Below are 26,479 nucleotides of genomic sequence, written 5' to 3'. Positions count from 1 at the left end.
AGATTTGCCTGTCAGCCCTTCGAAGGCAACCGGTCAGGAAGGCGGATGGACGCCGACAAGGCGTGGGCCGGCAAGCCCTCGGCCTGCGCCAGCGCCGCCGTGTGCGGTCCCAGGATCCCGAACGAGGCCGCATCGCACTTCACGATCGAGGTGCGCTTGATGAAGTCGTAGATCGACAGCCCCGACTGGAAGCGCGCCGCGCGGCTGGTGGGCAGCACGTGGTTGGAACCGGCCACGTAGTCGCCGATGGCTTCCGGCGTCAGGCGGCCCAGGAAGATCGCGCCGGCGTGGCGCACCCGGTCCGACAGCCGTTCGGGGTTCTCCATGGCGAACTCGACGTGCTCGGGGGCGATGGCGTCGACCAGGGCGGGGCTCTCGTCCAGCGGGGCGATAATCACCGCGCCGTGGTCGCGCCACGAGGCGGCGGCGTCCTCGCCGGTCGACAGGGTCTTCAGGCGCTCGGCCACGGCGGCCTCGACGGCGGCGGCGAAGTCGGTGTCGTCGGTGATCAGGATCGACTGGGCGGCCGGGTCGTGCTCGGCCTGGCTCAAGAGGTCCGCAGCGATCCAGTCGGGATTGTTCTGCGCGTCGGCGACCACGACGATCTCCGACGGACCGGCCAGGGCGTCGATGCCGACCACGCCGTAGAGACGACGCTTGGCGGCGGTGACATAGGCGTTGCCGGGCCCGACGATCTTGTCGACGGGCTGGATCGGACCTGCCCCGTAGGCGAGCGCGGCGACGGCCTGGGCCCCGCCGATGCGCCAGATCTCGGTCACGCCGGCCTCTTTCGCGGCGGCCAGCACGGCCGGCTGCAGCTTGCCGGGCGGGGTGACCATGGCGATGCGGTCGACGCCCGCCACCTGGGCCGGCACGGCGTTCATCAGCACGGTCGAGGGATAGGCCGCGCGACCGCCGGGCACGTAGACGCCCACGGCCTCCAGCGGCGTCCAGCGCCAGCCGAGCTCGACCCCAGCCTCGTCGGTCCAGGCCTGGTCGGCCGGACGCTGGCGGCTGTGATAGGCGCGGATGCGCCCCGCGGCGAAGGCGATGGCCTCGCGAACTTCCTGCGAGCACTCGGCGGCGCCGGCCTCGATTTCTTCGGCGGTGACGCGCACGGTCTGCGGCGTCAGCTCCACCTTGTCGAAGCGGCGGGTATAGTCGAGCACGGCGTCGAGACCGCCGTGTCGCACGGCCTCCAGCACATCGGCGGCCGCGGCGTCGACGTCGGCGGGCGAACCGCGGCGCTCGTCGAGGAAGGCCTTGAAGGCCTGGGCGAAGTCGGGGCTGGAAAAGTCGAACCGGCGCATGGGGCCTAGATGCGCGTTTTTGCGGCGGGAGCAAGGGAGAAATCCCCACGCCGCCGCCAGTCCTGCTGGCGATCGCGCCCACACAAGACGCCCCTTGGTTCCAGCGACGCGGCCGTCTAAACCCAAGCTTGAGTTTGCGTACGGGGGAGCGTCGCGTGATCATCGGCATCGATCTGGGAACCACCAACAGCGCCGTGGGCGTCTGGCGGGACGGCAAGGTCGAGCTCGTACCCAACAGCCTGGGGGCGGTGCTCACCCCTTCGGCGGTGGGGCTCGACGACGAAGGCGCGCTGCTGGTCGGCCTGGCCGCGCGAGAGCGGCGCTCGACCCACCCGCACCTGACCGCCACGACCTTCAAGCGCTACATGGGCACGACCCGCGCCACGCGGCTGGGCGACAAGTCCTACAGCCCCGAGGAGCTGTCGGCCCTGGTGCTGGCGCGCCTGAAGGCCGACGCCGAGGCCTATCTGGGCGAGCCGGTGCGCGAAGCCGTCATCACCGTGCCGGCCTATTTCAACGACAAGCAGCGCAAGGCCACCCGCCGGGCGGGCGAACTGGCCGGGCTGAAGGTCGAGCGCCTGCTCAACGAGCCCACCGCAGCCGCCCTCGCCTACGGCATCCACGAACTGGCCGACGAGACCCGCTTTCTCGTGTTCGACCTGGGCGGCGGCACCTTCGACGTCTCCGTGCTCGAGATCTTCGAGGGGGTCATCGAGGTGCGCTCTTCCACCGGCGACAACCGGCTGGGCGGCGAGGACTTCAACAAGGTGCTGGTCGACCGCATGCGGGCCGAGCATCGCGAGGCGCTGTCGGCCGACGCGGCGAACGAGGCCCTCACCACCCGCCTGCAGGCGGCCGCAGAAAAGGCCCGCCGCGCCCTGACCACCGCCGACCGCGCCGAAATGGCGGTCACCTGGAAGGACCAGGCCTACAGGCTGGAAGTCGCCGCCGAGGACTTCGAGGCCGCCGCGGCGCCGCTTCTGGCCAAGCTGAAGGAGCCGGTCACCCGCGCCCTGCGCGACGGCGGCCTGCGGCCGGACGAGCTGAAGGAGATCATCCTGGTCGGCGGCGCCACGCGCATGCCCGTCGTGCGCCGCTCGGTCACCCGCATGTTCGGCCGCTTCCCCTCCACCGCCGTCCACCCCGACGAGGCCGTGGTGATGGGCGCGGCCATCCAGGCGGGCCTGAAGAGCCGCGACGCCGCGCTGAAGGACGTCGTGATGACCGACGTCTGCCCCTATTCCCTGGGTGTCGACGTGGCCGAGCAGGGGCCTGGCGGGGTGCTGCGCACCGGCCTCTTCTCGCCGGTCATCGAGCGCAACACGGTGGTGCCGGCCAGCCGCTCGAAGATCTTCAGCACCATGCAGAACGGCCAGCGCAAGGTGCTGTTCGGCATCTATCAGGGCGAGGCCCGGATGGTCTCCGAGAACGTCCGCCTGGGCGAGGTCGAGATCCCCGTCCCGCCCGCCAAGGCCGGCGAGATCTCGCTGGAATGCCGCTTCAGCTACGACGTCAACGGCCTGATCGAGATCGATGTCCTGGTGCCCCAGACCAACGAGCGCCGGCAGCTGGTGATCGTCGACGAAGACGACCGCAACGCCCCCGACCTGGAGGCCCGCCGCGCCGCGCTGGCCGCGCTGAAGGTCAATCCGCGCGACGCCGACGCCAACCGCGCCGCCATGGCCCGCGCCCAGCGCTGCTACGAGCTGTTCCTGGGCGACGTGCGCGAGCATGTCGGCATGCTGCTGTCGCAGTTCGAGGGCGTGCTCGACGGCCAGGACCCGCGCCAGATCGACGCCGCGCGCCAGCAGTTGCTGGCCGCCCTGGATGAACTCGAGGGCGAGAGCTTCCTGTGAGCCAAGACATCTGGGACGTGCTCGGCATCGAGCCCACCCGCGACCGCGACACCATCCGCCGCGCCTATGCCCGCAAACTGCGCGTCACCAATCCCGAGGACGACGCCGAGGGCTTCATGCGCCTGCGCGAAGCCCACGACGAGGCGGTGGCGCGGATCGACTGGGACTGGATGTGGGAGGAGGACGAAGACGGCGAGACCGGAGGCGACGACGGCGACCTGCTCGTTCGCGCCGCGCCGGCGGCGGTGGCGGTGGCGGATGTCGCCCCGACGATGCTTGCGCCTCCTTCGCCCGAGAAGCAGGAGCTGGAGACCCGTTTCGAGCGCCTGGAAATGATGCTCCGCGGCGTCGAGCGCCCACCGGCCGGCGAGCTGGAAGCTGCGCTTCACGCCGTCCTCAACGCCGAGGCGCTGGAAGAGCTAGCGGTGGCCGCCACGACCGAAGACCAGGTGGCGAGCCTGCTGCTGGAAACCGCTCCGCGGTCGGATCCGCTGCTGTTCCAGGCGATCGAGGCCTTCCGCTGGCAGCGCAACGACCTGCAATTCTGGCCCACGCCGACGGCCCAGGCGATCATCGAGCGTGCAGACTTCGTCAAAAGTCGCGACCACATGCTCAAGTTCGACGACTATGGCGCCAAGGCGATCGAGCTGCTGCGGGGCCCGCCGACCGGCAAGCTGTCGTGGCTGTCGCGCCTCGACCCGGGCTACGACCGGGCCATGAAGGACATCCTGGCGCGCATCGGCGATGACAACGGCGCGCTGATGGCCGATTTCAACGCCGAGACGGTCGCCGCCTGGCGCGACTACTACGGCCGTCCCCGCCCGACCCCGGCCATGGGCGCCGCCGTCGCCGTCGCGGCGCTGGCGGGGCCGATCGCAGGCCTGCTGATCGATCGCGGACCGCTCGCCCTCGCCGCCGCCTCGGTTGTTCCGCCGTTGGCCGTGGTCGGCGTGCTGCTGGCCTATTTCTTCGGTTACCGTCGCCTCAAGACCGCCTGGGAGACGCATCGCGCCTGGCGCGCCGGATCGTGGGAGCGGCTGGGCTGGGTTCCGGCCAGCCTGGTGATCCTGGCCCTCTCGGCCCTGTTGCCCGACGGCCTGCTTGGCGCGGGTCTCGCGGCCGCCCTCTGCGCGCCGCTGCTCCTCTGGACGGCCGTGACCCTGCCCGAGTCGGCGGAGGGGGCGATCCAGCACAAGTTGCTGGTGCAGATCGTGCCGATCGCCTGGGTCGCCACGTTGCTGGCCTTCAGCCCCGACGCCGTGAAGTCGCCGATGCTCGTGGCCCTGGTGGTCGCCATCGTCGTCGACCTGCTTTCGGGGGTGTATCCGGCCCAGGTCTGGCACCTGGACCTCAAGCCGCCGGTTCGCCTCGTGGCCACGCTGGCGCTGATCGTCGCCGCCTTGGGGCTCGGCTTCATGGTCTTCAAGGCGCTGGTCGCCCCGGACGAGATGCGTCCGTGGCGACCTCTGTGCGTCTCGCTGATCCTTGCCGTGGCGATCGCCCACCGGCCCGCCGTGACCATGGTCGGCGGCCCGTTCCTCCAGGCGCGCTACTACATCATGATCGCCCTGTTCTGGGGCGGTCGCGCCGTCGATATCGGCCCGGAATCCTGGTTCCTGACCAGCGCCGCCTGGATGCTGGCCGGCGTGCTGATCGGCCTGGTCATGTCGCTGATCGCGTCGCGCGACCCGGACGAGGCGTGACCTAGATCCAGCTGGGCTTGCGCTTGGCCAGGAACGCCCGCACGCCCTCCTGGCCCTCGTCGGAGACCCGGCGGCGGGCGATGCGGCGGGCGCTGTCGTCGATCAGGCCGCGATCGATCTTCTCGAAGGCGAAGTCGTTGACCAGCGCCTTGGCGTCGCCGATCGCGCCGGGGGCGCAGACCACGACCTCCTCGATCAGCGCGTCCTGGGCGGCCACCAGGCCCTCGACGTCGTCGAACACCTCGTCGACCAGGCCATAGCTCCAGGCCGCGTCGGCGTCGAACACCCGGCCGGTGGCGAACAGGAGCTTGGAGGTGCGCGGCCCCAGGGCGGCGATGACGTAGGGGCTGATGGTGGCCGGGGTCAGGCCCAGCTTCACCTCCGAGAAGGCGAACTTCGCATCCGCCGTCGCCAGCGCATGGTCGCAGGCGGCCACCAGGCCGGCGCCGCCGCCGAAGGCCGCGCCCTCGACCAGGGCCACGGTCAGGGCCGGGATGTCGTGCAGGGCCTTGAGCATCCGCGCCAGCTCCAGGGCGTCGGCGCGGTTGTCGTCCTCGTCCCACTCGGCGGCGGCGGCCATCCATTCCAGGTCCGCGCCGGCGCAGAACGTGCCGCCCACGCCGCGCAGGAACACGATCCGCACGCCCTCGGCCCCGTGCAGGGTCTCGAACGCTTGAGCCAAAGCGGCGATGGTCTCGCCGTCGAAGGCGTTCTTCTTCTCGGGCCGGTTGATCCACACCGTCACCGCCCCTTCGGGCGTGGAGTCCATGTGGACCAGCGGGCTCATGGCGTCGGTGTCCGGCACCTCGACGATCGGGTCGGCGATGGGGTTGGTCATGAGCACGCTCCTTCTAGTCGGAAGTCTAATCGTACGCCCAAAGCCGAGGTTCCGCTTGAACCGTCACATCCTGAAGACGCCGAACGTCGTCTCCGGAATCGGCGCGTTCAGGCTGGCCGATATGGCCAGGCCCAGCACGTCCCGGGTTTGAGCCGGATCAATGATCCCGTCGTCCCACAGCCGCGAGGTGGCGTGGTACGGGTTGCCCTCGTCCTCGTAGCGCTGGCGGATCGGCGCCTTGAAGGCCTCGGCCTCCTCTTCGCTCCAGGTCGCCGCATCGCGGTGCACCGTGGCCAGCACGCTGGCGGCCTGCTCGCCGCCCATCACCGAGATCCGCGAATTGGGCCAGGTGAACAGGAAGCGCGGGCTGTAGGCCCGGCCGCACATGCCGTAGTTGCCGGCCCCGAAGCTGCCGCCGATCAGCACCGTGAACTTCGGCACTTCCGCGCTCGCCACCGCCGTCACCAGCTTGGCCCCGTCCTTGGCGATGCCGCCGGCCTCGTACTTGCCGCCGACCATGAAGCCCGAGATGTTCTGCAGGAACACCAGCGGAATCTTGCGCTTGCAGGCCAGCTCGATGAAGTGCGCGCCCTTCAGCGCGCTTTCGGAAAACAGCACGCCGTTGTTGGCCAGGATCGCCACCGGCTGGCCCCAGATGCGGGCAAAGCCGCAGACCAGGGTCGTGCCGTACAGCGCCTTGAACTCGTCGAACTTGGAGCCGTCGACGATGCGGGCGATCACCTCGCGCACGTCGTAGGGCGCGCGCACGTCGGTCGGCACGACGCCGTAGATCTCTTCCGGGTCATAAAGCGGCAGTTCGGCGTCGGCGATCACCGCCTCGTGCCGCTTCTCGGCATTGAGGTTGGCGACGATCGAGCGGACGATCTCCAGCGCATGCTCGTCGTCATCGGCCACATGGTCGACCACGCCCGAGCGACGGCCGTGGGTGTCGGCCCCGCCCAGCTCCTCGGCCGAGATGACCTCGCCGGTGGCGGCCTTCACCAGCGGCGGGCCGGCCAGGAAGATGGTGCCCTGCTCGCGCACGATGACGGTCTCGTCGCTCATCGCCGGCACGTATGCGCCGCCGGCCGTGCACGAGCCCATGACGCAGGCGATCTGGGCGATGCCCCGGGCGCTCATCCGCGCCTGGTTGAAGAAGATGCGGCCGAAGTGGTCGCGGTCGGGGAACACCTCGGCCTGATGGGGCAGGTTCGCGCCGCCGCTGTCGACCAGATAGACGCACGGCAGGCGGTTCTGCTCGGCGATCTCCTGGGCGCGCAGGTGCTTCTTCACCGTCATCGGGAAATAGGCGCCGCCCTTCACCGTGGCGTCGTTGGCGACGATCATCACCTCGCGGCCCGACACCCGGCCGATGCCGACGATGATGCCCGCGCCCGGCGCCTCGCCCTTGTAGAGGTCGAAGGCGGCCAGCTGGCCCATCTCCAGGAACGGCGAGCCCGGGTCGAGCAAGCGCTCCACGCGCTCTCGAGGCAAGAGCTTGCCCCGGGCGGCGTGCTTGCTGCGGGCGCTCTCCGAGCCGCCCAGGGCCGCGGTCGCGACCCTTTCGCGCAGTTCCTCCACCAGGGCCGTGTTGTGGGCAGCGTTTTTCGCGAACGAAGCGCTGTTCTTGTCAATAAGCGTGTTCAGCTTCGGCATAAGCGAGGCATAGCCTTTTCCGTTTCACACCGAAAGCGGCGATATTCGACCTTCCCAGCATGACTGGCGTCGCCCCCGGTGCGTGGTCCCCGTCCTTCGACGAGCTCAGGATGAGGACCATTTACAAGCCCGCGCATCTTACAAGCCCGAGCGTCGGAAAAACCTCATCCTGAGCGTGTCGAAGGACGAGGTTTTCGTTCAGTACGCCCGATGTCGCGCTCTTCGGGATGTTCCATCCGACGCGAACTAGCTCTAGCGTCCGTCTCGTGGTCACCCTACCCGACTTCATGGCCGACTCGGCCCTGGCCCGGCTGTTCGCGCGCGAAGGGCGCGAGGGCGACGCCGCCTGGTTCTCCCTGCCCGGCGGCTCCCTGCTCTATGCGCCGGGCGAGGCCTCCGACCACCTCTACTTCCTGCGCACCGGCCGCCTTGGAGCCTTCAGGCGCGAAGAAGGCCAGGAGCCGCAGTTCCTCGGCGTGATCCGCCCGGGCGAGCCGGCCGGCGAGATGGCGATGATCGCCGGCGCCCCGCACTCGGCCCACATGGTCGCCCTGCGCGACTCGGAGGTCCTGGCCCTGCCCCGCACGGCCTTCTTCGAGGCGGTCGAGCAGGACCCCGACGTGATGATCGAGCTGTCGCGCCTGATGATCCGCCGCGCCCGCCAGGCCGGGGCCCACGCCTCGATCGGCGATCCTTCGGTCTACGGCTTCATCGCCGCCAGCGACGGGCCGCCGATCCGCCCGATCGTCGAGCGCATCGCCCGCTGCATCGCCTCGCTGGGCTACGCCGTCACCGTCGAGGGCGGCGAGAGCCTCTTGGCCCCCACCGAGTGGTTCAGCCGCGTCGAGCGCACCCACGACTTCGTGCTGTACGTCGCCGAGATGGGCGAGACCGCCTGGAAGCACGTAGTCGGACGCCAGGTCGACCGGCTGTTCCGCGTCGGTCGCGGCGACCACCGCCCGCCGGTGGAGCTGCCGACCTACGCTTCGCGCCCCTTGCAGGCCCAGCGGCTGATCGACCTGATCCTGATCCAGCCGCCCGGCGCCAAGCGGCCGCAGGGCTCGCAGGCCTGGCTGGAGGCCACCGACGCCGCCCGCCTGTTCCATCTGCGCGAGAACGGCCTGGCCGACGTAGAGCGGCTGGCCCGGGTGCTCACCGGCCAATCGGTGGGCCTCGTCCTCTCCGGCGGCGGCGCGCGGGCCTACGCCCATGTCGGGGCCGTCCAGGCCCTGCGCGAGCGCGGCGTGCCCATCGACTTCGTCGGCGGGGCCTCGATGGGGGCCATCGTCGCGGCGGGCCTGGCCATGGGCTGGGACGACGGCGAGATGGAGACCCGGATCCGCAAGGCCTTCGTGGACTCCAGCCCGCTGGACGACATCGCCTTCCCGCTGATCGCCATGACCCGGGGCGAGAAGGTCAAGGACCGCCTGCACGAGCATTTCGGCGACATCGACATCGCCGACCTGTGGCTGCCGTTCTTCTGCGTGTCGTCGAACCTGACCTCGGGCGCCTATCACCTGCACCGCACCGGACCGCTGCACCAGGCGCTGCGGGCCTCGATCGCGCTGCCGGGCGTGCTGCCGCCGGTGGCCGACGGCGAGGCGGTGCTGGTCGACGGGGCGGTGATGAAGAACTTCCCCGCCGACGTCATGCGCGCCTTCCAGCTGGGACCGATCATCGGCGTCGACGTCACCCGCGGCCGCAGCATCACCGCCGACGACATCGTCACGCCGCCCTCGTTCTGGCGCTGGCTGGTCTCGGGCGAATGGCGCAAGGGCCCGCCGATCGTCGCCCTCTTGATGCGCGCGGCCACCGTCTCCACCGGCCGCGACCTCGCCGCCAGCCGCGAGGCCAGCGACGTGCTGATCACGCCCAAGCTGGAAGGCGTCGACATCCGCGACTGGAGGGCCTTCGAACCGGCCGTGGCGGCGGGCTTCGAGGCGGCGGCCCTGGCCCTGGACAGCCTGGAGGTTCCGGTGACGCAGCTTCGGCGCAGGAAGAGCCTGGCGGAGATGGACGGATCCTCCCCCTGAAGGGGGAGGTGTCGGCGAAGCCGACGGAGGGGGATGGGGCTTCAGAGCCAGCAACCACCTCGACCACAGCAGGAACTTCCCCCTCCGGCCCTTCGGGCCACCTCCCCCTCCAGGGGGAGGATCCTCAAGCCCGCGCCACCACGAACAGCCGCGTGAACGGCAGCAGCGTGATCCCGTCCGCTCGCCGCGGATAATCCGCCGCCAGCCGCTCTCGCCACGCCGCCAGGAACGCCGCCGTCTCCTCGCCCGGCTCCAGCCGCTCCAGATACGGCCGCAGGCTCGTGCCCGAGGTCCAGTCGACGATCGGGTCCTCGCCCTCCAGGGCGTGGACATAGGTCGTCACCCAGACGTCGAGGTCGCTGGCCAGCGGCGAGAGCCAGTCGTGATAGGCGCGCGGGTCGTGGCCCTGGCGCACGCCGTCCAGCGCCGCCAGCTTGCCGGCCCAGGGGCCCTGCCCGGCGACCTCGCGCAGGCTGCGTCGCCAGCCGGCGTCCTCGACCTGCGGGATCTGGCAGGCCAGCACCCCGCCGGGCGCCAGGCTTTCCAGCAGACGCGGGAACAGCGTCTCGTGCCCGTCCAGCCATTGAAGGGCGGCGTTGGTGAAGATCAGGTCCGGCGCGACGGCCGGACGCCACGCGTCGATGTCGCCCAGCACCCAGTCGACGTCCGCGCCCTGCCCCCGGGCGCGCTCCAGCATCTGCGGGCTGGAGTCCAGGCCGTGGACCACCGCCCCGGGATGCCGCGCGGCCAGCAGGGCGGCATGCTCGCCCGGGCCGCAGCCCAGGTCCCAGATCTCCGTCGGATCAAGGTCGCGGGGGATCTTCAGCATCAGGTCCAGGGCCGGCCGATCGCGATAGGCGCGGTAGCGGGAATAGACGTCGGGATCCCAGGCGGGCATGGCGCGACTCTCTGCGACAATTCGCGCAGGACCATGCCGGGGCGCGTCGGTTTTGTCGCATATGAAACCATCGGCCGGCTTCCTATCTTAGAGGGGTAAGAGCGACGCAAGCCGCGCCGCCCAGCCATCCAGAGGAACCATCGCCGTGACCCGCACCGCCGCTACCGCCGCCCCCCACGCCCAGCGCCCTCGCGCCGTGGCCCTGGCCGCGCGCGTGAACGGCCCCCGCGTGGCGGCCTTGGCCCTCAACCTTGGTCTCTGGACCCTGATCCTCCTGGCCTGGCGCGCCCTCTAGCCGGTCACCAGGAGCGCGGCCCCGGATCGCGCATCGTCCCCCCTTTGCGCGAACCGGGGCTGCCCCCTCGCCTCCTCGTCGAAGAGCTCGCAACGCGGCGGCTCTTGCCAACGCCTCTCGCCCACCCAACCTTAGGGGGGCGTCAGGTTGTGACGCGCAGCCGAAAGGAGGTGATCCAGTGTCTCATTTGTCGATCGCGAACGCGCTGGAACGCTCCGTGAAGACCATGGGTCAAATCTGACCTCCAGCGCCTTTAGCGGACAAATGCCGTCCTTCGGCCGCGCGCCCGAGCGCTGGCCGTGAACGGATCGGAAGCCTCGGACACGGTCCGGGGCTTCTTTCGTTTCGGAACGACGTTTTGCGAATAGAAAATCTCGGCGCCCATGCGCCCGGCCCGCGCGTCTCGACAGCGCGGCCGACAGACTCGCCAGGCGCAATCACGCCCGGCGGAGCCCCCCAGAAATGGAATTCGCCCCGCCCTCTGCAGGACGGGACGGTCAGTGCTTGCCGGCGCGCCCGCAACCCCTTGCGAACCCGCCTTCCGGAAGCGTCGACCACGGCACGCACACACAACGCCGAGAAACGCGACCACAATCTGTAGTGACTAAAAGACCGCTATAGACACCGGTATCCTCGTCGCGCCTGAGCCGCCTTCCGATGGCTCCGGGCGCGCCGCCGAAGCGACCGGTGGGATGACTGTCCCTCCTTGCTGACTACCCCAGACGGCAGGCGGTTCGGAGGGGGCGGTTGGAGCTTGGGAAGGGCCGCTTGGGCATCTCCTGTCGCTTCCTCTCGATCCCGATCTTGCCGTCGGCCGGGCGCGCGGACGCGCCGAATGTCGCCACACTGGGCAGGATGAGCGTCAAAATCAAGCACTAATCCCGATTGTTGCAAAAGCATTCCATGATGTGGGAATAAAGTGCTTTAATTGTCACATGAATGGGGCTACGGGCCTCACGGACGTAATTTTGTCTCCGGACCGTTGACTCCGCGCTTCGGTTTGGAAATGGATGGATACGTTCCGTACGCAGAGACCAAAGGTCCGCGGCGGGACGACAGACCGCCTTAGACAGTGCCGCGTGCCCGCAACACGCGCACGATCGCAGAAGATCGAGATACGGACCGGCGCAGCGTTTCGCCGCCGGCCGTCGAGGCGTCAGCTCCTTACCCCAGGCCCGCCGTCAGGACTTGCCCGCCAGAGCGCACAGCGCCGCCGGGACCGTCCTGCCCCTCGATCCTCGCGCATCGCAACGGCCCAAGGCCCGGGACTTCCGATTCGACTGCCGGTCTTCGTCGGACGCTCCCGCCGCCCAGGCTTCCATCTCACGACTTTAAGGCCAGCCGCCTCGAGAGACGCCGCTGGTCCGGGCGGTTCGCCGCCCACGCTTGGAGGAATACTATGAAGGTCAACACCAAGGCCCGACGCGATAACGGGCTGATGCGCACTTCGGGCATGGCTGCCATCCTGCTGATGATCGGCGGCGGCTCGGCCCTCGCCCAGACGGCTCCGGTCCCGGCCCAGGACGCCGGCGCCGCGACGGAAAACGCCGTCGAGGAAGTCATCGTCGTCGGCACCCGCGCCAGCCTGCAGTCGGCCATGGGCCGCAAGAAGCGCGCGAACACCGTCTCCGACTCGATCGTCGCCGAAGACATCGGCCAGTTCCCCGACAAGAACGTCGGCGAAGCCCTGGGCCGCATCACCGGCGTGCAGCTGGCGCGTGACTTCGGCGAAGGCAACGCGGTGTCGATCCGCGGCGTCGAGCCCGACCTGAACCGCGTCGAGATCAACGGCGTCGGCGCCCTGTCGACCGCCGGCAACCTCGGCGTCTACGGCGGCGGCGGCCGCTCCAACGACTTCCGCGAACTGCCCTCCGAGCTGGTCAAGTCGATCGACGTGTTCAAGGGCTTCACCGCCGACATGACCGAAGGCGGCGTCGGCGGCACGGTGGCCGTGACCACCAACAAGCCGCTGGACTTCAAGAAGCCGACCTTCTCGATGACCGCCTCGGGCCAGAAGCTCGACACCATGGGCGGCTGGAAGCCGCGCGGCAACCTGTTCGGCGCGACCCAGCTGTTCGAGGGCCGCCTGGGCCTGATGGGCAACCTGACCTATGACCGCGTCCTGACCCGCGGCGACTACTACGACGGCAACTCGTGGGCCCGCCTGGCCGACTTCGACAACTCGGCCGAAAAGACCGTCGAGTATTACAACCCGGCCTACAACCAGACGGTCAACGACTACCTGCGCGGCTTCAACACCGAGGCCAGCTGCTCCAGCGTCGTCACGCCGGACTCGTCGGTGCTGTCGAACGCCCAGGCCCGCGCCGCCTGCGAAAGCCAGTGGTACGACTACAGCCCGCGCGTGCCGCGCTATCGCGTCTGGGAGCGTGACTCCAAGCGCTCGTCGGCCGAGCTGACCGCCCAATACAAGTTCACCGACAACCTGACGGCCTACGCCACGTACCAGCGCCAGAAGCGCGAAGACGTGATGAACGACATCAACTACGGCACCGGCCTGACGTCGCTCGACGCCCTGAACTACGGTCCGGGCTGCGCCCGCGTCACCGCGGCCACCGCCCAGAACGTCCCGGGCGTGAAGGTCGACGCCAACCACAACGTCACCGAGTTCGTCATCGGCGACTGCGTCACCACGGCCAACCGCGGCGGCAACAACGCCTTCAGCATCTCGTCGCGCGACTTCACCTACGAGACGGAATCCGAGTACGTCACCTACGGCTTCAACTACCAGAACGAGCGCTGGAAGATCGACTTCGTCGGTTCGAACGCCTCGACCGAAACCATCAGCGAGACCAACAACGCCTCGGTGTCGTTCAACACGCCGGGCCTGAAGGTCACCCTGGCCGACGGCACCTCCGCGCCGGTCTTCACCTTCGCGCCGGGCTTCAGCCCGTCCGACGCCGCGGCGGTCAACCAGTTCCAGATCCAGTACCGTCCGTCGCAGTCGGCGAACTCGGAAGACCAATACAAGATCGACTTCGAGTATCGGACCGAGCTGCCGATCATCAAATCGATCAAGTTCGGCGGCCGCTATTCGGACGCGCGCACCTCGGGCTACGGCTACGGCGGCCGCATCGTCAGCGGCGGCGCCGATCCGGTCAGCGCGCTGGACGACATCGTCATCTACGCCAACTCGGTCAACTCGACGGCCACCGTGGTCAACGGCCAGGCCGCCGACCAGACCAACCCGGTGCTCGGCAACGCCTACCAGACCGCCTACTGGAACTCGACCGAGACCTGGTCGCGCGCCTTCGCCAACCAGGTCTTCGCCGCGGCGATGACCGACCTGCCGTCCAACTTCTACTATGCCGGCAACGGCCTGCCCTCGACCTGGAAGTACCCGACCTTCGCGGGCATCTCCCAGTACCTGGACACCAGCCACTTCAACCTGAGCAACCTGTATCAGGGCGTCGGCAACGACGGTAAGACCTACGATCAGATCCCGTATGTGATCGACGAGAAGACCAACTCGCAGTATCTGCGCCTCGACTACGGCTTCGAGCTGGGCGGCCGCGAGGTGCTCGGCAACTTCGGCCTGCGTCGCGTCTACACCGAGACCACGGCCACCGGTCAGGTGACCCGTCGCGAGACCCGTCTGGTCAACAACGTCGCCACCACGACCGTCGTGGCCAACACCCCGGCGACGTTCAAGCGCGACTACACGATCTATCTGCCGAGCTTCAACATCCAGACCTGGCTGATCGACAACCGCCTCAGCGCGCGCGCCGGCTACGCCCAGCTGATGGCCCGTCCGGCGGTCAACTACATGATCGCCAACATCGACTGCACCATCAACTACACCAACGACGGCACCGACCTGGACGGTCCCGACAGCTGCACCGCCGGCAACCCCGGCCTGCGTCCGTACCGCGCCGACCAGTACGACCTGTCCTTCGAGTGGTACCCGAACACCGACACCCAGCTGTCGGCCGGCTTCTTCTACAAGGACATCAAGACGTTCTACCTGTCGCAGCGCAGCAACCTGGGCCAGCAGGACATCTTCGGCGACGGCGTGCTGTATTATTACAACACCTACATCAACGGCGACGGCGCCAAGATCTCGGGCGTCGAGCTGACCGCCAAGACCGCCTTCACCTGGCTGCCGGGCCTGCTGTCGGGCTTCGGCGTCGACCTGAACTACACCTACCAGACCGCCAAGGACGTCGGCGTCTACAGCTCGCTGGACGGTTCGGACCTGCCCTATCCGGGCCTGTCGGAGCACAGCTACAACGCCACGCTCTGGTACGATAAGGGCCCGATCAACGCGCGCCTGGCCTACCAGTACCGTTCGGAATACCTGGTCACGGCCGCGGACCAGTCGGGCAACCCGATCTTCCGCGACCCGACCGGCTACCTGGACGGCAAGATCACCTGGCGCACGCCGGTGAAGGGCCTGTCGTTCTTCGCCGAGGGCAAGAACCTCACGAAGGAAGACGAAACCAGCTGGGCCGGCGACATCCGCCTGATCAACACCGGCTATGCCGGCCGCCGCTTCTTCATGGGCGCCACCTTCAAATACTGAGGCGTCGCGAAAGCGAAACGAGAAAGCCGTCCCGGGCGACCGGGGCGGCTTTTGTTTTTTCCCTCTCTCTAAGAGAGAGGGATTTTCGAGCCCTTCTTCTTGCTCAGGTTCAGCTCCACCCCGGCCCGGAACAGCGCCTTCAGCGCCGCCTCGTCGATGTCGGCGCCTTGCGGGATGTCGATGGCCCGGCGGGTGTTTCCCTCCAGGCTGGAGTTGAACAGGCCCGCAGGATCCGGCAGCGACGCCCCCTTGGCGAAGGTCAGCTTGACGTAGGCCTTGTAGGTCTCGCCGGTGCAGACGATGCCGGCGTGCGACCACACCGGCGTGCCGCGCCACTTCCACTCCTCCAGCACGTCGGGGTCGGCCGCGTGGATCAGGGCCCGCACCCTGGCCAGGGTCTCTCCGCGCCAGTCGCCCAGCGAGGCGATGCGCTCGTCGATCAGCTTGCTGGCGTCCGCCCCGCTCTGGGGCTCGCCCTCTGCTCCCGCCTTCATCTGCTTACTCCCTCACAGCTTCTCGCCGGGCAGGGCGGCGGCCTGCCGCACCCAGTCGGCGAACTGGACCTCGTCCCAGCCCCTATCTTCGTAGACGTCGAGATAGCGCACGCTGGCCTGCTTGGACGGCCCCGGGGGCGGCGGCTCCAGGGCCGCGCCCCTGAAGAAGGCCACCTTCACGTAGCGGGTCATGCAGTGCAGGCTGAGGAACCAGCCCTCGCCGTCCGGCGCGCCATAGAACGGCGAGTTCCACTTCACCGCCTTGCGCACGCCGGGAACCTCGCGGGCGACCACGGCGTCGATCCGCTCGCCCACCTGGCGCTTCCAGCCGGGCATGGCGGCGATATAGGCCTGGACGGGTCCGTCGCCTTCGCCCTTGGGGATCTGCGGATTGCCGCCCGAAAGCAGCTTCACCGGCGCCGTATCGCCCGTCATCGCTCAGCCCTTCCTCCGCCAGCGCAGCACATAGGGCAGCGCGAACAGATAAAGCCCCGAGACCAGCAACAGGATCAACGGGATCAGGGCCAGCAGACCCACCCACGCCGCCGGCTGGCCACGCGTGCTCATCATCACGATGTAGGTCAGCACGCCCAGAGTGAAGGCGATGGAGAGCCAGCGATGGCTCTGGCGGATGAAGCCGCTCATGGAGTCCTCCCTTTGTTGTGGTTGCGTGGTCCTCGTCCTTCGACAAGCTCAGGATGAGGACCATGGCCGGCTCTGCGGTTGAAAACCCTCACCCTGAGCCTGTCGAAGGGCGAGAGTTTCGCCCCCTACCCTTCCTTCGCCAGCAGCCCGTCCAGCTTGTCGAAGAAGGTCTTCCAGCCGGCGTGGGCGCCGCCATAGGCCTGCTTCTGGTCGGGGCGGAAACCGGCCTGCTCCATGCGCAGGTGCGTGCCGCTTTCCGTCGGCGTCAGCGTCAGGGTGACGATACTTTTCAGGCCATAGGCCGGGTCCTCGTGCTCGAAGTCCCAACGATAGGCCAGCACCCGGCCGGGCTCCAGCGTCAGGACCTCGCAGTCCAGCGTGCCGCCCCACTCGCCCTTCAGCTGGAAGCGGTGGCCGACCTTGGGGGCGAAGTCGTTCTTCATCAGCCATTCCTCGATCAGGTGCGGCTGGGTCAGGGCCCGCCACAGCTTTTCCGGGGGATGCGAGAATTCCCGCTCGACGACGGCGGTGCGCGTATCGGTCATTGGTCCATCCTGCTGAGCAGATCCTCGAGGGCGTCGAACCGCCCCTCCCAGAACCGCGCCATCTCTTTCGTCCAGTCCGCCAGCGGCCCCAGGGCCGCCGTGCGCGGGCTGTAGTGGGTCTGCCGCCCCTCGTGCCGGTCGGCGACCAACCCGGCCGCCTTCAGCGCCGCCAGGTGCTTGGACACCGCCGGCTGCGACACCCCCGCCGTCGCCGTCAGCGCCCCCACCGTCTGCTCGCCCTCACGGCACAGCCGTTCGAACAGAGCCCGACGGGTCGGGTCGGCCAGGGCGCGGAACAGGAGGTCGGTCTGGGTTTCCATGGGCGAAATCGATAACTCACGGGTTATGAGACTTCCATAACTTGTGAGTTATGGGTGAGTCAATGGGCTCTGTCCCCTCCGGCCCGCCCATCAAGATGCTCCCCCTGAAGGGGGAGCTGTCGCGGAGCGACTGAGGGGGCAGTGGCTGCTGGTGTTGGGGCGCACTGACGTCATCAGGCGCCTCCCCCTCCGGCCCTTCAGGGGGATGGTCTGGATCAGCGAACCTCCCCCTGTGGGGGAGGCGATCGCGCAGCGATCGGTGGGGGGAGTTGGTGCGAGCCTTCAAGCGCCTGGGAAGCTGAAAACGTCCCCCCTCCGGCCCTCCGGGCCACCTCCCCCAGAGGGGGAGGATCTATCGGCGCCGGCGCTCCTCAAAGATGCTCCCCCTCTGGGGGAGCTGTCGCGGAGCGACTGAGGGGGTCCGCGCGGACGCGTGACTGCGGCGCTTCAAACGAGGTCAAGGATCCAGGGCGCCCCGCCCACGCAACGCCTTCCCGGCCATAAGCCGCTGAAAAGCCCCACCTGCGCCCCGGCCCATCCCCGCCTGCTCCCTTCACCCCATACTCGCCGGGTCTCGAAGCGATGGGGAGGGCGCGCGGCCAGCGACCTTCGCGGTTTCGGGATGCAGTCGAGCGGGATCGAGTCCGGTCGGGAAAACCGGACGCTCGGGGACCTGGCGCTGGCCAGGCCCGCCCGCCGTCGGCTTCGTCGGGGACAAACGGGCGAGACGTTCCTACCCAGGACATCCCCGCCCCGCGGCGCGCCTTCCGGGAAACCGGCGGGCGCGCTCCGGCAAGGCGTCAACAGCGCCGCCGGCCGGAGGCTGATGGAAAACGGCGGCGCGGAGCGTCCGGGCTTCGTCGAAACGGTACTTGCTCAAACAGCTTCCGGGCGCAGCCCGGCGCTCCGCCCCCTCCCCGATCCGGGCGCCCTTCGGCGCCCGGCCGATATCCCGTGCCCGTCAGGAGGCCCCATGGCCGGATCAAAGACCAGGAAGCCGCGCCCTCGTCGGGGCCGCTCGCGCCGCGCCCGCGACAAAGCCGCCCTGCGCGCGGCGGTCGTCGCCAAGGTCGACCAGCTCGTCGCGAGGATGCTCGCCCGGAGGGCTGATCCGGCCTACGCCCCGACCAACTCGCGCCCGATCAGGTAGCGGCGGATCTCGTTGGTCCCCGCGCCGATGTCGTAGAGCTTGGCGTCGCGCAGCAGGCGCTCGACCGGCCACTCCTTGGTGTAGCCGGCGCCGCCCAGAGCCTGGATGGCCTCCAGCGACACCTTCACGGCGTTCTCGCTGGCCATCAGGATCGCACCGGCGGCGTCGAAGCGGGTGGTCTTGCCGGCGTCGCAGGCGCGGGCCACGGCGTAGACGTAGGCGCGGGCCGAGTTGAGGGCCACGTACATGTCGGCGACCTTGCCCTGCATCAGCTGGAACGAGCCGATCGCCTGGCCGAACTGCTTGCGGTCGCGCACATAGGGCAGCACGTAGTCGAGGCAGGCCTGCATGATGCCCAGGGGGCCGGCCGACAGCACGGCGCGCTCGTAGTCGAGGCCGCTCATCAGCACGCCCACGCCGCCGCCCACCGGGCCCATGACGTTCTCTTCCGGGATCTCGCAGTCCTCGAAGACGAGCTCGGCGGTGTCGCTGCCGCGCATGCCCATCTTGTCGAGCTTCTTGGAGACGCTGAACCCCTTCATGCCCTTCTCGACGAGGAAGGCGGTGATGCCGCGGCTGCCCTCTCCGGTCTTGGCGTAGACCACCAGCACGTCGGCGTGCGGGGCGTTGGTGATCCAGAACTTCGTGCCGTTCAGCACGTAGCGGTCGCCGACCTGCTCGGCCCGCAGCTTCATCGACACGACGTCCGAGCCGGCGCCGGCCTCGCTCATCGCCAGCGAGCCGACATGCTCGCCGCTGATCAGCTTGGGCAGATAGCGGGTCTTCTGCTCAGGCGTGGCCCAGCGCCGGATCTGGTTGACGCAGAGGTTGGAGTGCGCGCCGTAGGATAGGCCCACCGAGGCCGAGGCGCGGGAGATCTCCTCCATGGCCACCACGTGCTCGAGATAGCCCAGGCCCAGACCCCCGAACTCCTCCTCGACCGTGACGCCATGCAGGCCAAGGTCGCCCATCGGGACCCACAGCTCGCGCGGGAAGGCGTTGGTCTCGTCGATCCTGGCCGCCAGCGGCGCGATCTTGTCGGCGGCGAAGCGGGCCGTGGTTTCACGAATCGCGTCGGCCGTCTCGCCGAGCGCGAAGTCCATCGAGGGTGCGGTTTGCAGCGTCATGCCCGGATGCATAGCACAAACGCCCGCCGATCAACGAGACCGGCGGGCGTTCATGCTCTTTTGTTCGTCGATCAGGGGTCCGACCGGCCTTTCAGCCACAATGTTCGACGATCATTCCTCGTCGAGATCGGGCCCGCCCAGCTTGCGCAGCAGGAGATAGGCCGAGACCGCGAAGCAGATGACGCCGATGACGCTGGCGCCCCAGCCGAACATGCGCACGGCCGTCAGGCCCGGATCGGAGGCCACCGACAGGTTCCACAGCACGCCGCCGCCGAACAGGGCCAGGCCCAGCAGGCCCAGGCTGACCAGCAGGCTGCCGTTGCCGAACACCGGCTGCTCGGGCGGGTTCAGCGGCACGTCCAGGGTCTGGATGTCGACCTCGGCGCCGCTGGTCGAGAAGCCGCCGAGATTGAAGGGCGAGCGGGTCGGCTCGCGAGCGGTCTCGAACAGGGTCGGCTCGACCTGCGAAGCGAGGGGGGCCTGGGGCGCGGCCGGCGGATCGGGCACGAACAGCGGGGCCTGGGCCGGGACCGGCTCTTCCGGCGTCAGGCGGAAGGGCTCGAGCGTCGGCGCGGGCTCGACGGGCGCGTGCAGCACGGGCGCGGGCGCGGCGGCGGCCACGGGAGCCGGCGGTTCCGGCATGGCCAGGTCCTGCACGGGCTGCTCGACCGGGCGAGCGGCCGGTTCGTCGGCCAGGATGGCTTCCAGGCGGGCGCTGACGGCCGCGGCGGCCTGCTGGCTGGCGCTGGGGGCGTCCTCTTCCGGGACAGCCGGCGTCAGGGGCGCGGGGCCTTCCTCGCGCTCGGCGACGGCCTTGTCGCCCTCCAGCCGGGCCGAGACGGCGGCCGGGGTCTGTTTCGGCACGGCGCAGCTGGCGTCGTAATCGACCTTGGGCCGCAGCACCGGGCTGGGCGCGGGCACCCACTGGCCGTCGGGCGGGGTCAGGAACAGGGTCTTCTCGGCGGCGCGGCGACGCACCAGGGCGTCGATGACGATCCGCTCGCCCTCGAAGTCGGCCTTGCGCCACATCTCCATGGCGCAGGCGGCCTGCAGCAGCGAGCCCTCGTTGATCCGGCGCAGCACGCCCGAGCGCATGAAGTTCTCGGTCCCGATGTTGAACGCGAAACAGGTCAGGGCGTCGAACTGGTTCTGGTTCAGCGGGGCGTAGGTGTGCTCGTTCACCGCGTGGGCCACGGTGATCAGGTCATAGAGCAGCAGGGCCTCGGCGTCCTGTTCCGAGACGGTTGCGCCCCCCCGGGCGGTCAGGGTGTGCCCGTAGCCGATCGTCCAGCGGCCGTCGGGCAGCTGGGCGGCTTTCTGCCGATAGCCCTCGAACCTCTTGATGAGATCGACGGCGGCGCGGGAGACCTGATGACGCGGCTTCATCGCGAGAAACGACCCAATTTGAAACAGGGGCGGATGCCCTCGCCTCGTCCCGCGCAAGACTGGCGCCGTTTGCTCCTGTTTTCACTTCTCCCATGGGGAGAAGGAGGGGCCCGTCCCGACGCATGTCGGGATGGGAGGATGAGGGGGTACGCCGTTTGAAGGCGGCCATGAACAAGCAGGATGTCGGCCAGGGTCCCTACGCCCTCACCCTCCCATGCTTCGCATGGGCCCCTCCCTCTCCCCACGGGAGAGGTGTGACATCGTCAGTTGAACAGCAGCGCCGCGATCAGCAGCACCGAGAAGAAGCCCGCGAAGTCGGTCAGGAAGGTCACGAAGATCGACGACGACACGGCCGGATCGCGGCCCATCTTCTCCAGGGCCAGCGGCGCCAGGATGCCGCCGACGGCGGCGGTGAAGATGTTGACCACCAGGGCCAGGGCCACGGTCAGCGACAGCTTGGGATTGTCGTAGAAGACATAGACCGCCGCCCCCATGACGACCGCCAGGGTCAGGCCGTTCATCACCCCGACCAGAAGCTCGCGCATGACGATGCGCGTGGCGTTGGCCGCGGTCAGCTCCTTGCTCGACAGGGCGCGCACGGCCACGGCCAGCGTCTGGGTGCCGGCGTTGCCGCCCAGCGACGAGACGATCGGCATCAGCACGGCCAGGGCCACCAGCTTGGAGATCTCGGCCTGGAACAGCGCGATGCCGGAAACCGAGATGGTCGCCGTCAAAAGGTTCAGCAGCAGCCACGGCAGGCGCGAGCGCACGATCTCGACCACGCTGGCGTCGCGACCGACGTCCGACACGTTGGCCAGCGCGAGAATGTCTTCCTGCGCCTCTTCGCGGATGACGCCGACGATGTCGTCGACGGTGATCTGGCCCACCAGCCGCCCGCCGGCCTCGACGACCGGGGCGCTGATCAGGTGATACTTGTCGAAGATGTAGGCCACCTCCTCCTGGTCCATGTCGACGGTGATCTCGGTCACCGGCTCCATGATCTCGGCCAGGGGGGTCTCCAGCTTGCTGGTCAGCAAGAGGCTGATCGGCAGGGCGCCGACGGGCGTGTACGAGGGGTCGACCACATAGACGTCGAAGAACAGCTCCGGCAGGCTGTCGCCCGACTGGCGCACGTGCTCGATCGTGTGGCCCACGGTCCAGAACTGCGGCGCGGCCAGGAACTCGCGCTGCATCAGGCGACCGGCGGTCTCGTCCTCGTAGGACAGCGTGGTCTCGATGGCCGCCCGGTCGGTCTCGCCCATGGCCGCCAGCACCTGGAAGCGCTTGGTGTCGTCCAGGTCGTCGATGACGTCGGCGGCGTCGTCGGTGTCGAGCTCCTCCAGCGCGCGGGCCAGGGTGACCGACGGGGTCGCCTCCAGCACCTCCTCGCGGATGTTGTCCTCGAGCTCGGAGATGATCTCGCCCAGCGCGTGGGGCGCCAGGACGGGGATGACCTCCTCGCGATAGGCGGCCGACAGGAAGCCCATCAGGTCGGCGACGTCGGCGGGATCCAGCGCGCCCACCAGCTCGGACAGGCGCGCGGTGTCGCCGCGATCGGCCGCGTCGACCACCATCTCCACATAGTCGGGCTTGAGGGCGTAGTCGTCGCCGAGCGCCAGGTCCTCGAGGTCCTCGACGACTTCCGGCTCGGGAATGGAAAGGGCGTGGCGCGCGTCTTCGCTCAGGTCGGCTGTTTCCCGGGTCATGGGGACCTCCTGATGTCGATGCGTGACTGCGCGCGCGTGATCCGAATGATTGAAAGCCTAAGCTTGGCGGGCGGTTGCTCCCAAACCTTGGCCGAAAAATGGTTAGAGCGCGGAAGGCGATTCGGAAACCGAAGCCTGCCGCGCTCTACGCAAGTTCACCTGGTGCGGTCGAGAAGACTCGAACTTCCACGGGTTGCCCCACAGCGACCTCAACGCTGCGCGTCTACCAATTCCGCCACGACCGCTCGTGGTGAGGCGCGGCAGGTAGCAAACTGAATCGGCTTTGGGAAGAGGAGAGTTGGATTATCTCAAAGAACCCACAGGGAACTTCAGGCGCCGCCGGCCATGTAGTCGTAGACGTCGGCCGGACCGGTCACCTGGATGGCGATGCGGTCGTCGTTGATCTGGATCTCGCCGCGGGCGATCGGGTGGTTGTTGGCCAGGATCCAGACCTCGTCGTTGGTCTTGGCGTCCAGCGGGATCACCGCTCCGCGGCCCATGCGCAGCAGTTGCTGCATCGGCAGGATCGACCGGCCGAGCAGAACGGAGATCTCGACATTGACGGCGTTGACCTGGCTCACGAAGTAAGGCCCCTGGAACTGAAGTTGCCGAGCGGCGGGATGACCGCGCCCCGGCTCATGCAAGACTAAGGCCGCATGCTTGATCGCCCGTTAAACCTTGAAGACAAAGGCCTTCCCGATTTGTCGCGCCCCGACGGGGCGCCGGCGGGGTGGGCGGTTTCGACCGGCTACGTGCCCTACCCGGCAGCCGTTGCCGCCATGGAGGCCCGCGCGGCCGCCATCGCGGACGGCGCGGCGGGCGAACTGATCTGGCTGCTGGAGCATCCGCCGCTCTACACCGCCGGCGTCTCGGCCAAGACGACCGACCTCCTGGAGCCCGAGCGCTTTCCGGTGTTCGAGAGCGCCCGGGGCGGCCAGTTCACCTATCACGGCCCCGGCCAGCGGGTGGCCTACGTGATGCTCGACCTGACCCGGCGCGGGCGCGACGTGCGGGCCTTCGTGGCGGCGCTCGAAGCCTGGATCATCGACGCCCTCTCGGCCTTCAACGTCACCGGCGAGATGCGCGACGGGCGCGTTGGCGTGTGGGTCGAGCGCAAGGGCCCCGGCTGGTCGCGCGAGGACAAGATCGCCGCCATCGGCGTCAAGCTGCGCCGCTGGGTCAGCTTCCACGGCATCAGCCTGAACGTGGAGCCGGACCTGTCGCACTTCTCGGGGATCGTACCCTGCGGTCAGGTCGAGCACGGGGTCACCAGCCTGGTGGACCTTGGCCTGCCGGTGACGCTGGACGAGGCCGACGAGGCCCTGAAGGCCAGCTTCCGCAAGGTGTTCGGCGCGGTCGAGGACGCCGAGGCGCCGGTGCAGGGCGACTAGATAGCGGGAGCCTTGAGGGGCGGCTGGCCATAGCGGTTGGCCCCCTGCTCTCCGCCCATCACGCCCAGTTCGACGATCGCCCAGACGATCACCAGGGCGAAGACGAAGTCGAGGAAGTGCTGCGGGGTCGGCCAGACGGCGACCAGAGCCACCAGCACCAGCGCCGCCCACCAGCCCGAACGACCGCGGTCGTGCAGGCGCTTCGAAAGCACGCAGGCCCCGCTGTAGAACAGGGCCGTATAGACGAGCCACCCGGTCAGCAGCCGCAGCACGTCGCCGGCAATGGCCTCGTAGAGCACGGCGACGCCGATCAGCACGGCCGAGGCGATCAGGAACGGCGCGCGCGCCAGCCTGCCCGTGGAGGACAGGAACAGCTCCGCCCAATCGATCCGACCGTTCATCTAAGGCTCCGCGACTCTCTTGGTGCGGAAACTAGGCGCAGGCGAGCGCCAGCGGAAGTCGCCGCCGGGTCACACCCTCAGGCGAAAACCTCTTCCAGGCTCTCGTCGCCATAGGGCGAGAGGCCGAAACGGTTTCCGCCGGCCTGCCCGCGCAGGAAGCCAAGCTCGACGAGGCTCCAGGCCCAGCCCGCCAGCGGCACGACCAGGAACAGCAGCAGCCATCCCCGCCCCTTGCCGCGATCGTGGCAGCGCTTGAGCGTGATCGCGTACAAGGCCCAGATCAGCGGGGCCGACAGCGCCAGGCGCAGAACGGCCTGAGGACTGTAGATCGCCTCGCCCGGCGCCACGCTGACCGGAATCAGCAGGTTGACGGCGACCAGTCCGGCGAAGACCGGCAGGCCCAGCAGCCAATAGTCGCGGCGAACCAGCCGGCCGCGAAAACCGAACAGCTTGCCGGCCAGAGACCTCATGCGAAGACCTTGGCCACGTCGTCCTCTTCGCTGCCGCCGATGCCCTTGGGCGACGGCCCGAAGCGGTTGCGGCCCTGGGTGCCGTCCAGGAAGCCCAGCTCGATGAAACTCCAGATCCAGCCGACGATCGGCACGAGGATGAAGAAAGCCACCCAGCCGCCGCCCTTGTTGCGGTCGTGGCAGCGCTTCAGCATCAGAGCGATGCCGATCCAAAGACTCGGAATGTAGAGCAGGAACGAGATGGCCTGGCTGGCGGTCGAACCATTCCCATCCAGGGCGCTCAGGCTCCAGCCGTTGAGCGCCAGGCTCTGGACAAGATCGACGATGGCGATGCTGACGTTGGCCGCGATGCTCAGCAGCCAGTAGTCGAGACGCCGGATACGGCCGGAAAAGCCGAACAGCTTGTGCTTCACGTCCACGGAATCATCCCCCGATTGATTTGGACCGCGACCTAAACACAGACGTCATTCGAACTCCACGAGCACCTGATCGGCGGCGACGGGGTCGCCGGGCTTGGCGTTGACGGCCTTGACGACGGCGTCGCGCTCGGCGCGCAGGATGTTCTGCATCTTCATGGCCTCGAGGACGCAGACCACCTCGCCTTCGCGGACCTGGCGGCCGACCTCGACGTCCATCGAGACGACGAGGCCGGGCATCGGCGAGAGGATGAGCTTGGAGGTGTCGGCCGGGGCTTTGGCGGGGAGCTTTTCGTGCAGCTCGGCGCTGCGGGCGGTCAAAACGAGCACCCGGGCCTTGGCCGCGCGGTGGCGGATGGTGAAGCCCTCGGGCGCGGGGGCGACCTCGGCGGTGAAGGCGGTTCCATCGAGCACGCCGCGGAAGGTCGCCAGGCCCGGCCGCCAGGCGATGTCGGTCAGCTGGAGCGACCGGCCCTCGTCGAGGAGGTCGACGGTCAGGGACTGGCCTTCGCCGGAGAGATGCACCCGCTGCTTGCCGTGGCCGATCACCACGGTCCAGTCGCTGCGGGCCCGGCCCAGCCGCTGGGCCGCGATGCGCTGCATGGCGCAGCCGACGGCGGTCAGCAGGTCGGCCTGGAAGGCGGTGGCCTGGGTTCCGGCGAAGCCATCGGGGAACTCGTCCTTGATGTAGCTGGTGGCCAGCTGGCCCGAGACGAAGCGCGCCTGGTCCATCACCGCGGCCAGGAACGGCACGTTGTGGCCCAGGCCCTCGATGTGGAAGTCCTCCAGCGCCCGGGCCATGCCCTCGACCGCCTCGGTGCGGGTCGGGGCCCAGGTGCAGAGCTTGGAGATCATCGGGTCGTAGAACATCGAGATCTCGTCGCCCTCGCGCACGCCGGCGTCGTTGCGGACGGTGTAGGAGCCCTTCTCGCCCTCCGGCGGCGGGGCGTAGCGCACCAGCCGGCCGATGCTGGGCAGGAACTTGCGGTAGGGATCCTCGGCGTAGATCCGGCTCTCGATGGCCCAGCCGTTGATCGAAAGATCCTCCTGGCCGAAGGCGAGTTTCTCGCCGGCCGCCGAGCGGATCATCTTCTCGACCAGGTCCAGGCCGGTAATCAGCTCGGTGACCGGATGCTCCACCTGCAGGCGGGTGTTCATCTCCAGGAAGTAGAAGCTCTTGTCCTGGCCGGCGACGAACTCGACGGTGCCGGCGCTGTCGTAGTTCACCGCTTTCGCAAGAGCCACGGCCTGGGCCCCCATGGCCGCGCGGGTCTGCGGATCGAGCAAGGGGCTCGGCGC

23 protein-coding genes and 1 tRNA gene are annotated in these 26,479 nt (G+C 68.8%); 6 read left to right on the top strand and 18 right to left on the bottom strand.

Features of this window, described 5'->3' with window-relative positions:
- Positions 1–11: 11 nt before the first annotated feature.
- Complete coding sequence (hisD, locus tag ACODR1_RS10085) at positions 12–1,310, bottom strand: histidinol dehydrogenase (RefSeq protein ID WP_488880330.1); 1,299 nt, start codon at positions 1,308–1,310, stop codon at positions 12–14.
- A gap of 155 nt (positions 1,311–1,465) precedes the next feature.
- Between hisD and ACODR1_RS10080 the strand changes: the two genes are divergently transcribed.
- Together ACODR1_RS10080 and ACODR1_RS10075 are read left to right on the top strand one after the other, a co-directional pair.
- Entirely contained in the window at positions 1,466–3,166 is a 1,701-nt protein-coding gene (locus tag ACODR1_RS10080) for an Hsp70 family protein (protein WP_488880329.1), read from the top strand.
- Complete coding sequence (locus tag ACODR1_RS10075) at positions 3,163–4,869, top strand: hypothetical protein (protein ID WP_488880328.1); 1,707 nt, start codon at positions 3,163–3,165, stop codon at positions 4,867–4,869. The genes ACODR1_RS10080 and ACODR1_RS10075 overlap by 4 nt, the downstream gene beginning before the upstream one ends.
- Before the next feature lies 1 nt (position 4,870).
- Here the strand turns inward: ACODR1_RS10075 and ACODR1_RS10070 are convergent, their stop codons facing one another.
- Both ACODR1_RS10070 and ACODR1_RS10065 read right to left on the bottom strand, forming a co-directional pair.
- Positions 4,871–5,707 (bottom strand): enoyl-CoA hydratase-related protein, encoded by an 837-nt coding sequence (locus ACODR1_RS10070; RefSeq protein ID WP_488880327.1) that lies wholly within the window; start codon positions 5,705–5,707, stop codon positions 4,871–4,873.
- Between the two features lie 63 nt (positions 5,708–5,770).
- Positions 5,771–7,363 carry a carboxyl transferase domain-containing protein gene (locus tag ACODR1_RS10065; RefSeq protein WP_488880326.1) on the bottom strand — a complete coding sequence of 531 codons (1,593 nt, stop codon included), beginning with the start codon at positions 7,361–7,363 and terminating at the stop codon, positions 5,771–5,773.
- 227 nt (positions 7,364–7,590) lie between these two features.
- Between ACODR1_RS10065 and ACODR1_RS10060 the strand changes: the two genes are divergently transcribed.
- Positions 7,591–9,396 (top strand): patatin-like phospholipase family protein, encoded by a 1,806-nt coding sequence (locus ACODR1_RS10060; protein ID WP_488880325.1) that lies wholly within the window; start codon positions 7,591–7,593, stop codon positions 9,394–9,396.
- 124 nt (positions 9,397–9,520) lie between these two features.
- Here ACODR1_RS10060 and ACODR1_RS10055 read toward each other — a convergent pair whose 3' ends face one another.
- The gene (locus ACODR1_RS10055) at positions 9,521–10,294 is read right to left on the bottom strand and encodes a methyltransferase domain-containing protein (protein ID WP_488880324.1); all 774 of its coding nucleotides are present in this window, start codon (positions 10,292–10,294) and stop codon (positions 9,521–9,523) included.
- 145 nt (positions 10,295–10,439) lie between these two features.
- Between ACODR1_RS10055 and ACODR1_RS10050 the strand changes: the two genes are divergently transcribed.
- The gene (locus ACODR1_RS10050) at positions 10,440–10,589 is read left to right on the top strand and encodes a hypothetical protein (RefSeq protein WP_158278063.1); all 150 of its coding nucleotides are present in this window, start codon (positions 10,440–10,442) and stop codon (positions 10,587–10,589) included.
- A 1,399-nt stretch (positions 10,590–11,988) separates the two neighbouring features.
- Positions 11,989–15,129, top strand: a complete 3,141-nt coding sequence (locus ACODR1_RS10045) for a TonB-dependent receptor (RefSeq protein WP_488880323.1) — start codon at positions 11,989–11,991, stop codon at positions 15,127–15,129.
- Between the two features lie 68 nt (positions 15,130–15,197).
- Here the strand turns inward: ACODR1_RS10045 and ACODR1_RS10040 are convergent, their stop codons facing one another.
- The 10 genes from ACODR1_RS10040 to ACODR1_RS09995 all read right to left on the bottom strand — a co-directional run bounded on the left by ACODR1_RS10040 (position 15,198) and on the right by ACODR1_RS09995 (position 23,146).
- Complete coding sequence (locus ACODR1_RS10040) at positions 15,198–15,623, bottom strand: DUF1801 domain-containing protein (RefSeq protein ID WP_488880322.1); 426 nt, start codon at positions 15,621–15,623, stop codon at positions 15,198–15,200.
- A 12-nt stretch (positions 15,624–15,635) separates the two neighbouring features.
- A complete protein-coding gene (locus ACODR1_RS10035; RefSeq protein ID WP_488880321.1) occupies positions 15,636–16,058 on the bottom strand; it encodes a DUF1801 domain-containing protein in 423 nt (140 codons plus the stop codon).
- Positions 16,059–16,061: 3 nt separating this feature from the next.
- The gene (locus ACODR1_RS10030) at positions 16,062–16,268 is read right to left on the bottom strand and encodes a hypothetical protein (protein ID WP_488880320.1); all 207 of its coding nucleotides are present in this window, start codon (positions 16,266–16,268) and stop codon (positions 16,062–16,064) included.
- 125 nt (positions 16,269–16,393) lie between these two features.
- The gene (locus ACODR1_RS10025; protein ID WP_488880319.1) at positions 16,394–16,813 is read right to left on the bottom strand and encodes an SRPBCC family protein; all 420 of its coding nucleotides are present in this window, start codon (positions 16,811–16,813) and stop codon (positions 16,394–16,396) included.
- Complete coding sequence (locus tag ACODR1_RS10020; protein ID WP_116568347.1) at positions 16,810–17,133, bottom strand: ArsR/SmtB family transcription factor; 324 nt, start codon at positions 17,131–17,133, stop codon at positions 16,810–16,812. The genes ACODR1_RS10025 and ACODR1_RS10020 overlap by 4 nt, the downstream gene beginning before the upstream one ends.
- 1,116 nt (positions 17,134–18,249) lie before the next feature.
- Complete coding sequence (locus tag ACODR1_RS10015; RefSeq protein WP_488880318.1) at positions 18,250–19,410, bottom strand: isovaleryl-CoA dehydrogenase; 1,161 nt, start codon at positions 19,408–19,410, stop codon at positions 18,250–18,252.
- A 111-nt stretch (positions 19,411–19,521) separates the two neighbouring features.
- Positions 19,522–20,796, bottom strand: coding sequence for a lysozyme-family localization factor SpmX (spmX, locus tag ACODR1_RS10010; protein ID WP_488880317.1), 1,275 nt, complete (start codon positions 20,794–20,796; stop codon positions 19,522–19,524).
- 263 nt (positions 20,797–21,059) lie between these two features.
- Positions 21,060–22,502 carry a magnesium transporter gene (gene mgtE / locus ACODR1_RS10005; RefSeq protein WP_488880316.1) on the bottom strand — a complete coding sequence of 481 codons (1,443 nt, stop codon included), beginning with the start codon at positions 22,500–22,502 and terminating at the stop codon, positions 21,060–21,062.
- 160 nt (positions 22,503–22,662) lie between these two features.
- Positions 22,663–22,747: transfer RNA gene (locus ACODR1_RS10000), tRNA-Leu, on the bottom strand.
- Between the two features lie 84 nt (positions 22,748–22,831).
- Entirely contained in the window at positions 22,832–23,146 is a 315-nt protein-coding gene (locus ACODR1_RS09995) for a FliM/FliN family flagellar motor switch protein (RefSeq protein WP_101719464.1), read from the bottom strand.
- Positions 23,147–23,158: 12 nt separating this feature from the next.
- Here ACODR1_RS09995 and lipB point away from each other — a divergent pair, with 12 nt between their 5' ends.
- Positions 23,159–23,893, top strand: a complete 735-nt coding sequence (lipB, locus tag ACODR1_RS09990; RefSeq protein WP_488880315.1) for a lipoyl(octanoyl) transferase LipB — start codon at positions 23,159–23,161, stop codon at positions 23,891–23,893.
- On the opposite strand, the gene ACODR1_RS09985 is transcribed toward lipB, so the two are convergent.
- From ACODR1_RS09985 to ACODR1_RS09970, 4 genes are all read right to left on the bottom strand, one after another.
- A complete protein-coding gene (locus ACODR1_RS09985) occupies positions 23,890–24,294 on the bottom strand; it encodes a DUF805 domain-containing protein (RefSeq protein ID WP_101719462.1) in 405 nt (134 codons plus the stop codon). The genes lipB and ACODR1_RS09985 overlap by 4 nt on opposite strands.
- A gap of 77 nt (positions 24,295–24,371) precedes the next feature.
- On the bottom strand, positions 24,372–24,764 hold the full coding sequence (locus ACODR1_RS09980; RefSeq protein ID WP_488880314.1) for a DUF805 domain-containing protein: 393 nt from the start codon (positions 24,762–24,764) through the stop codon (positions 24,372–24,374).
- Complete coding sequence (locus tag ACODR1_RS09975; protein WP_488880313.1) at positions 24,761–25,183, bottom strand: DUF805 domain-containing protein; 423 nt, start codon at positions 25,181–25,183, stop codon at positions 24,761–24,763. The genes ACODR1_RS09980 and ACODR1_RS09975 overlap by 4 nt, the downstream gene beginning before the upstream one ends.
- A 45-nt stretch (positions 25,184–25,228) precedes the next feature.
- Positions 25,229–26,479 (bottom strand): ATP-binding protein (locus tag ACODR1_RS09970; protein ID WP_488880312.1); only part of this gene is annotated, 1,251 nt, incomplete at its 5' end.

Source organism: Caulobacter sp. FG7, assembly GCF_057808875.1.
Note: the sequence above shows the minus strand (reverse complement) of the source record. Positions and strands in the feature narration are given on the sequence as shown.

What these genes read in the sequence shown, in the direction of transcription:
- hisD (WP_488880330.1), bottom strand. Translation starts at nt 1,310, where the DNA reads ATGCGCCGGTTCGACTTTTCCAGCCCCGACTTCGCCCAGGCCTTCAAG.
- ACODR1_RS09985 (WP_101719462.1), bottom strand. Translation starts at nt 24,294, where the DNA reads ATGAACGGTCGGATCGATTGGGCGGAGCTGTTCCTGTCCTCCACGGGC.
- ACODR1_RS10030 (WP_488880320.1), bottom strand. Translation starts at nt 16,268, where the DNA reads ATGAGCGGCTTCATCCGCCAGAGCCATCGCTGGCTCTCCATCGCCTTC.
- mgtE (WP_488880316.1), bottom strand. Translation starts at nt 22,502, where the DNA reads ATGACCCGGGAAACAGCCGACCTGAGCGAAGACGCGCGCCACGCCCTT.
- ACODR1_RS10035 (WP_488880321.1), bottom strand. Translation starts at nt 16,058, where the DNA reads ATGACGGGCGATACGGCGCCGGTGAAGCTGCTTTCGGGCGGCAATCCG.
- ACODR1_RS10045 (WP_488880323.1), top strand. Translation starts at nt 11,989, where the DNA reads ATGAAGGTCAACACCAAGGCCCGACGCGATAACGGGCTGATGCGCACT.
- ACODR1_RS10015 (WP_488880318.1), bottom strand. Translation starts at nt 19,410, where the DNA reads ATGACGCTGCAAACCGCACCCTCGATGGACTTCGCGCTCGGCGAGACG.
- ACODR1_RS10040 (WP_488880322.1), bottom strand. Translation starts at nt 15,623, where the DNA reads ATGAAGGCGGGAGCAGAGGGCGAGCCCCAGAGCGGGGCGGACGCCAGC.
- spmX (WP_488880317.1), bottom strand. Translation starts at nt 20,796, where the DNA reads ATGAAGCCGCGTCATCAGGTCTCCCGCGCCGCCGTCGATCTCATCAAG.
- ACODR1_RS10025 (WP_488880319.1), bottom strand. Translation starts at nt 16,813, where the DNA reads ATGACCGATACGCGCACCGCCGTCGTCGAGCGGGAATTCTCGCATCCC.
- ACODR1_RS10060 (WP_488880325.1), top strand. Translation starts at nt 7,591, where the DNA reads ATGTTCCATCCGACGCGAACTAGCTCTAGCGTCCGTCTCGTGGTCACC.
- ACODR1_RS10055 (WP_488880324.1), bottom strand. Translation starts at nt 10,294, where the DNA reads ATGCCCGCCTGGGATCCCGACGTCTATTCCCGCTACCGCGCCTATCGC.
- lipB (WP_488880315.1), top strand. Translation starts at nt 23,159, where the DNA reads ATGCTTGATCGCCCGTTAAACCTTGAAGACAAAGGCCTTCCCGATTTG.
- ACODR1_RS09980 (WP_488880314.1), bottom strand. Translation starts at nt 24,764, where the DNA reads ATGAGGTCTCTGGCCGGCAAGCTGTTCGGTTTTCGCGGCCGGCTGGTT.
- ACODR1_RS10065 (WP_488880326.1), bottom strand. Translation starts at nt 7,363, where the DNA reads ATGCCGAAGCTGAACACGCTTATTGACAAGAACAGCGCTTCGTTCGCG.
- ACODR1_RS10070 (WP_488880327.1), bottom strand. Translation starts at nt 5,707, where the DNA reads ATGACCAACCCCATCGCCGACCCGATCGTCGAGGTGCCGGACACCGAC.
- ACODR1_RS10020 (WP_116568347.1), bottom strand. Translation starts at nt 17,133, where the DNA reads ATGGAAACCCAGACCGACCTCCTGTTCCGCGCCCTGGCCGACCCGACC.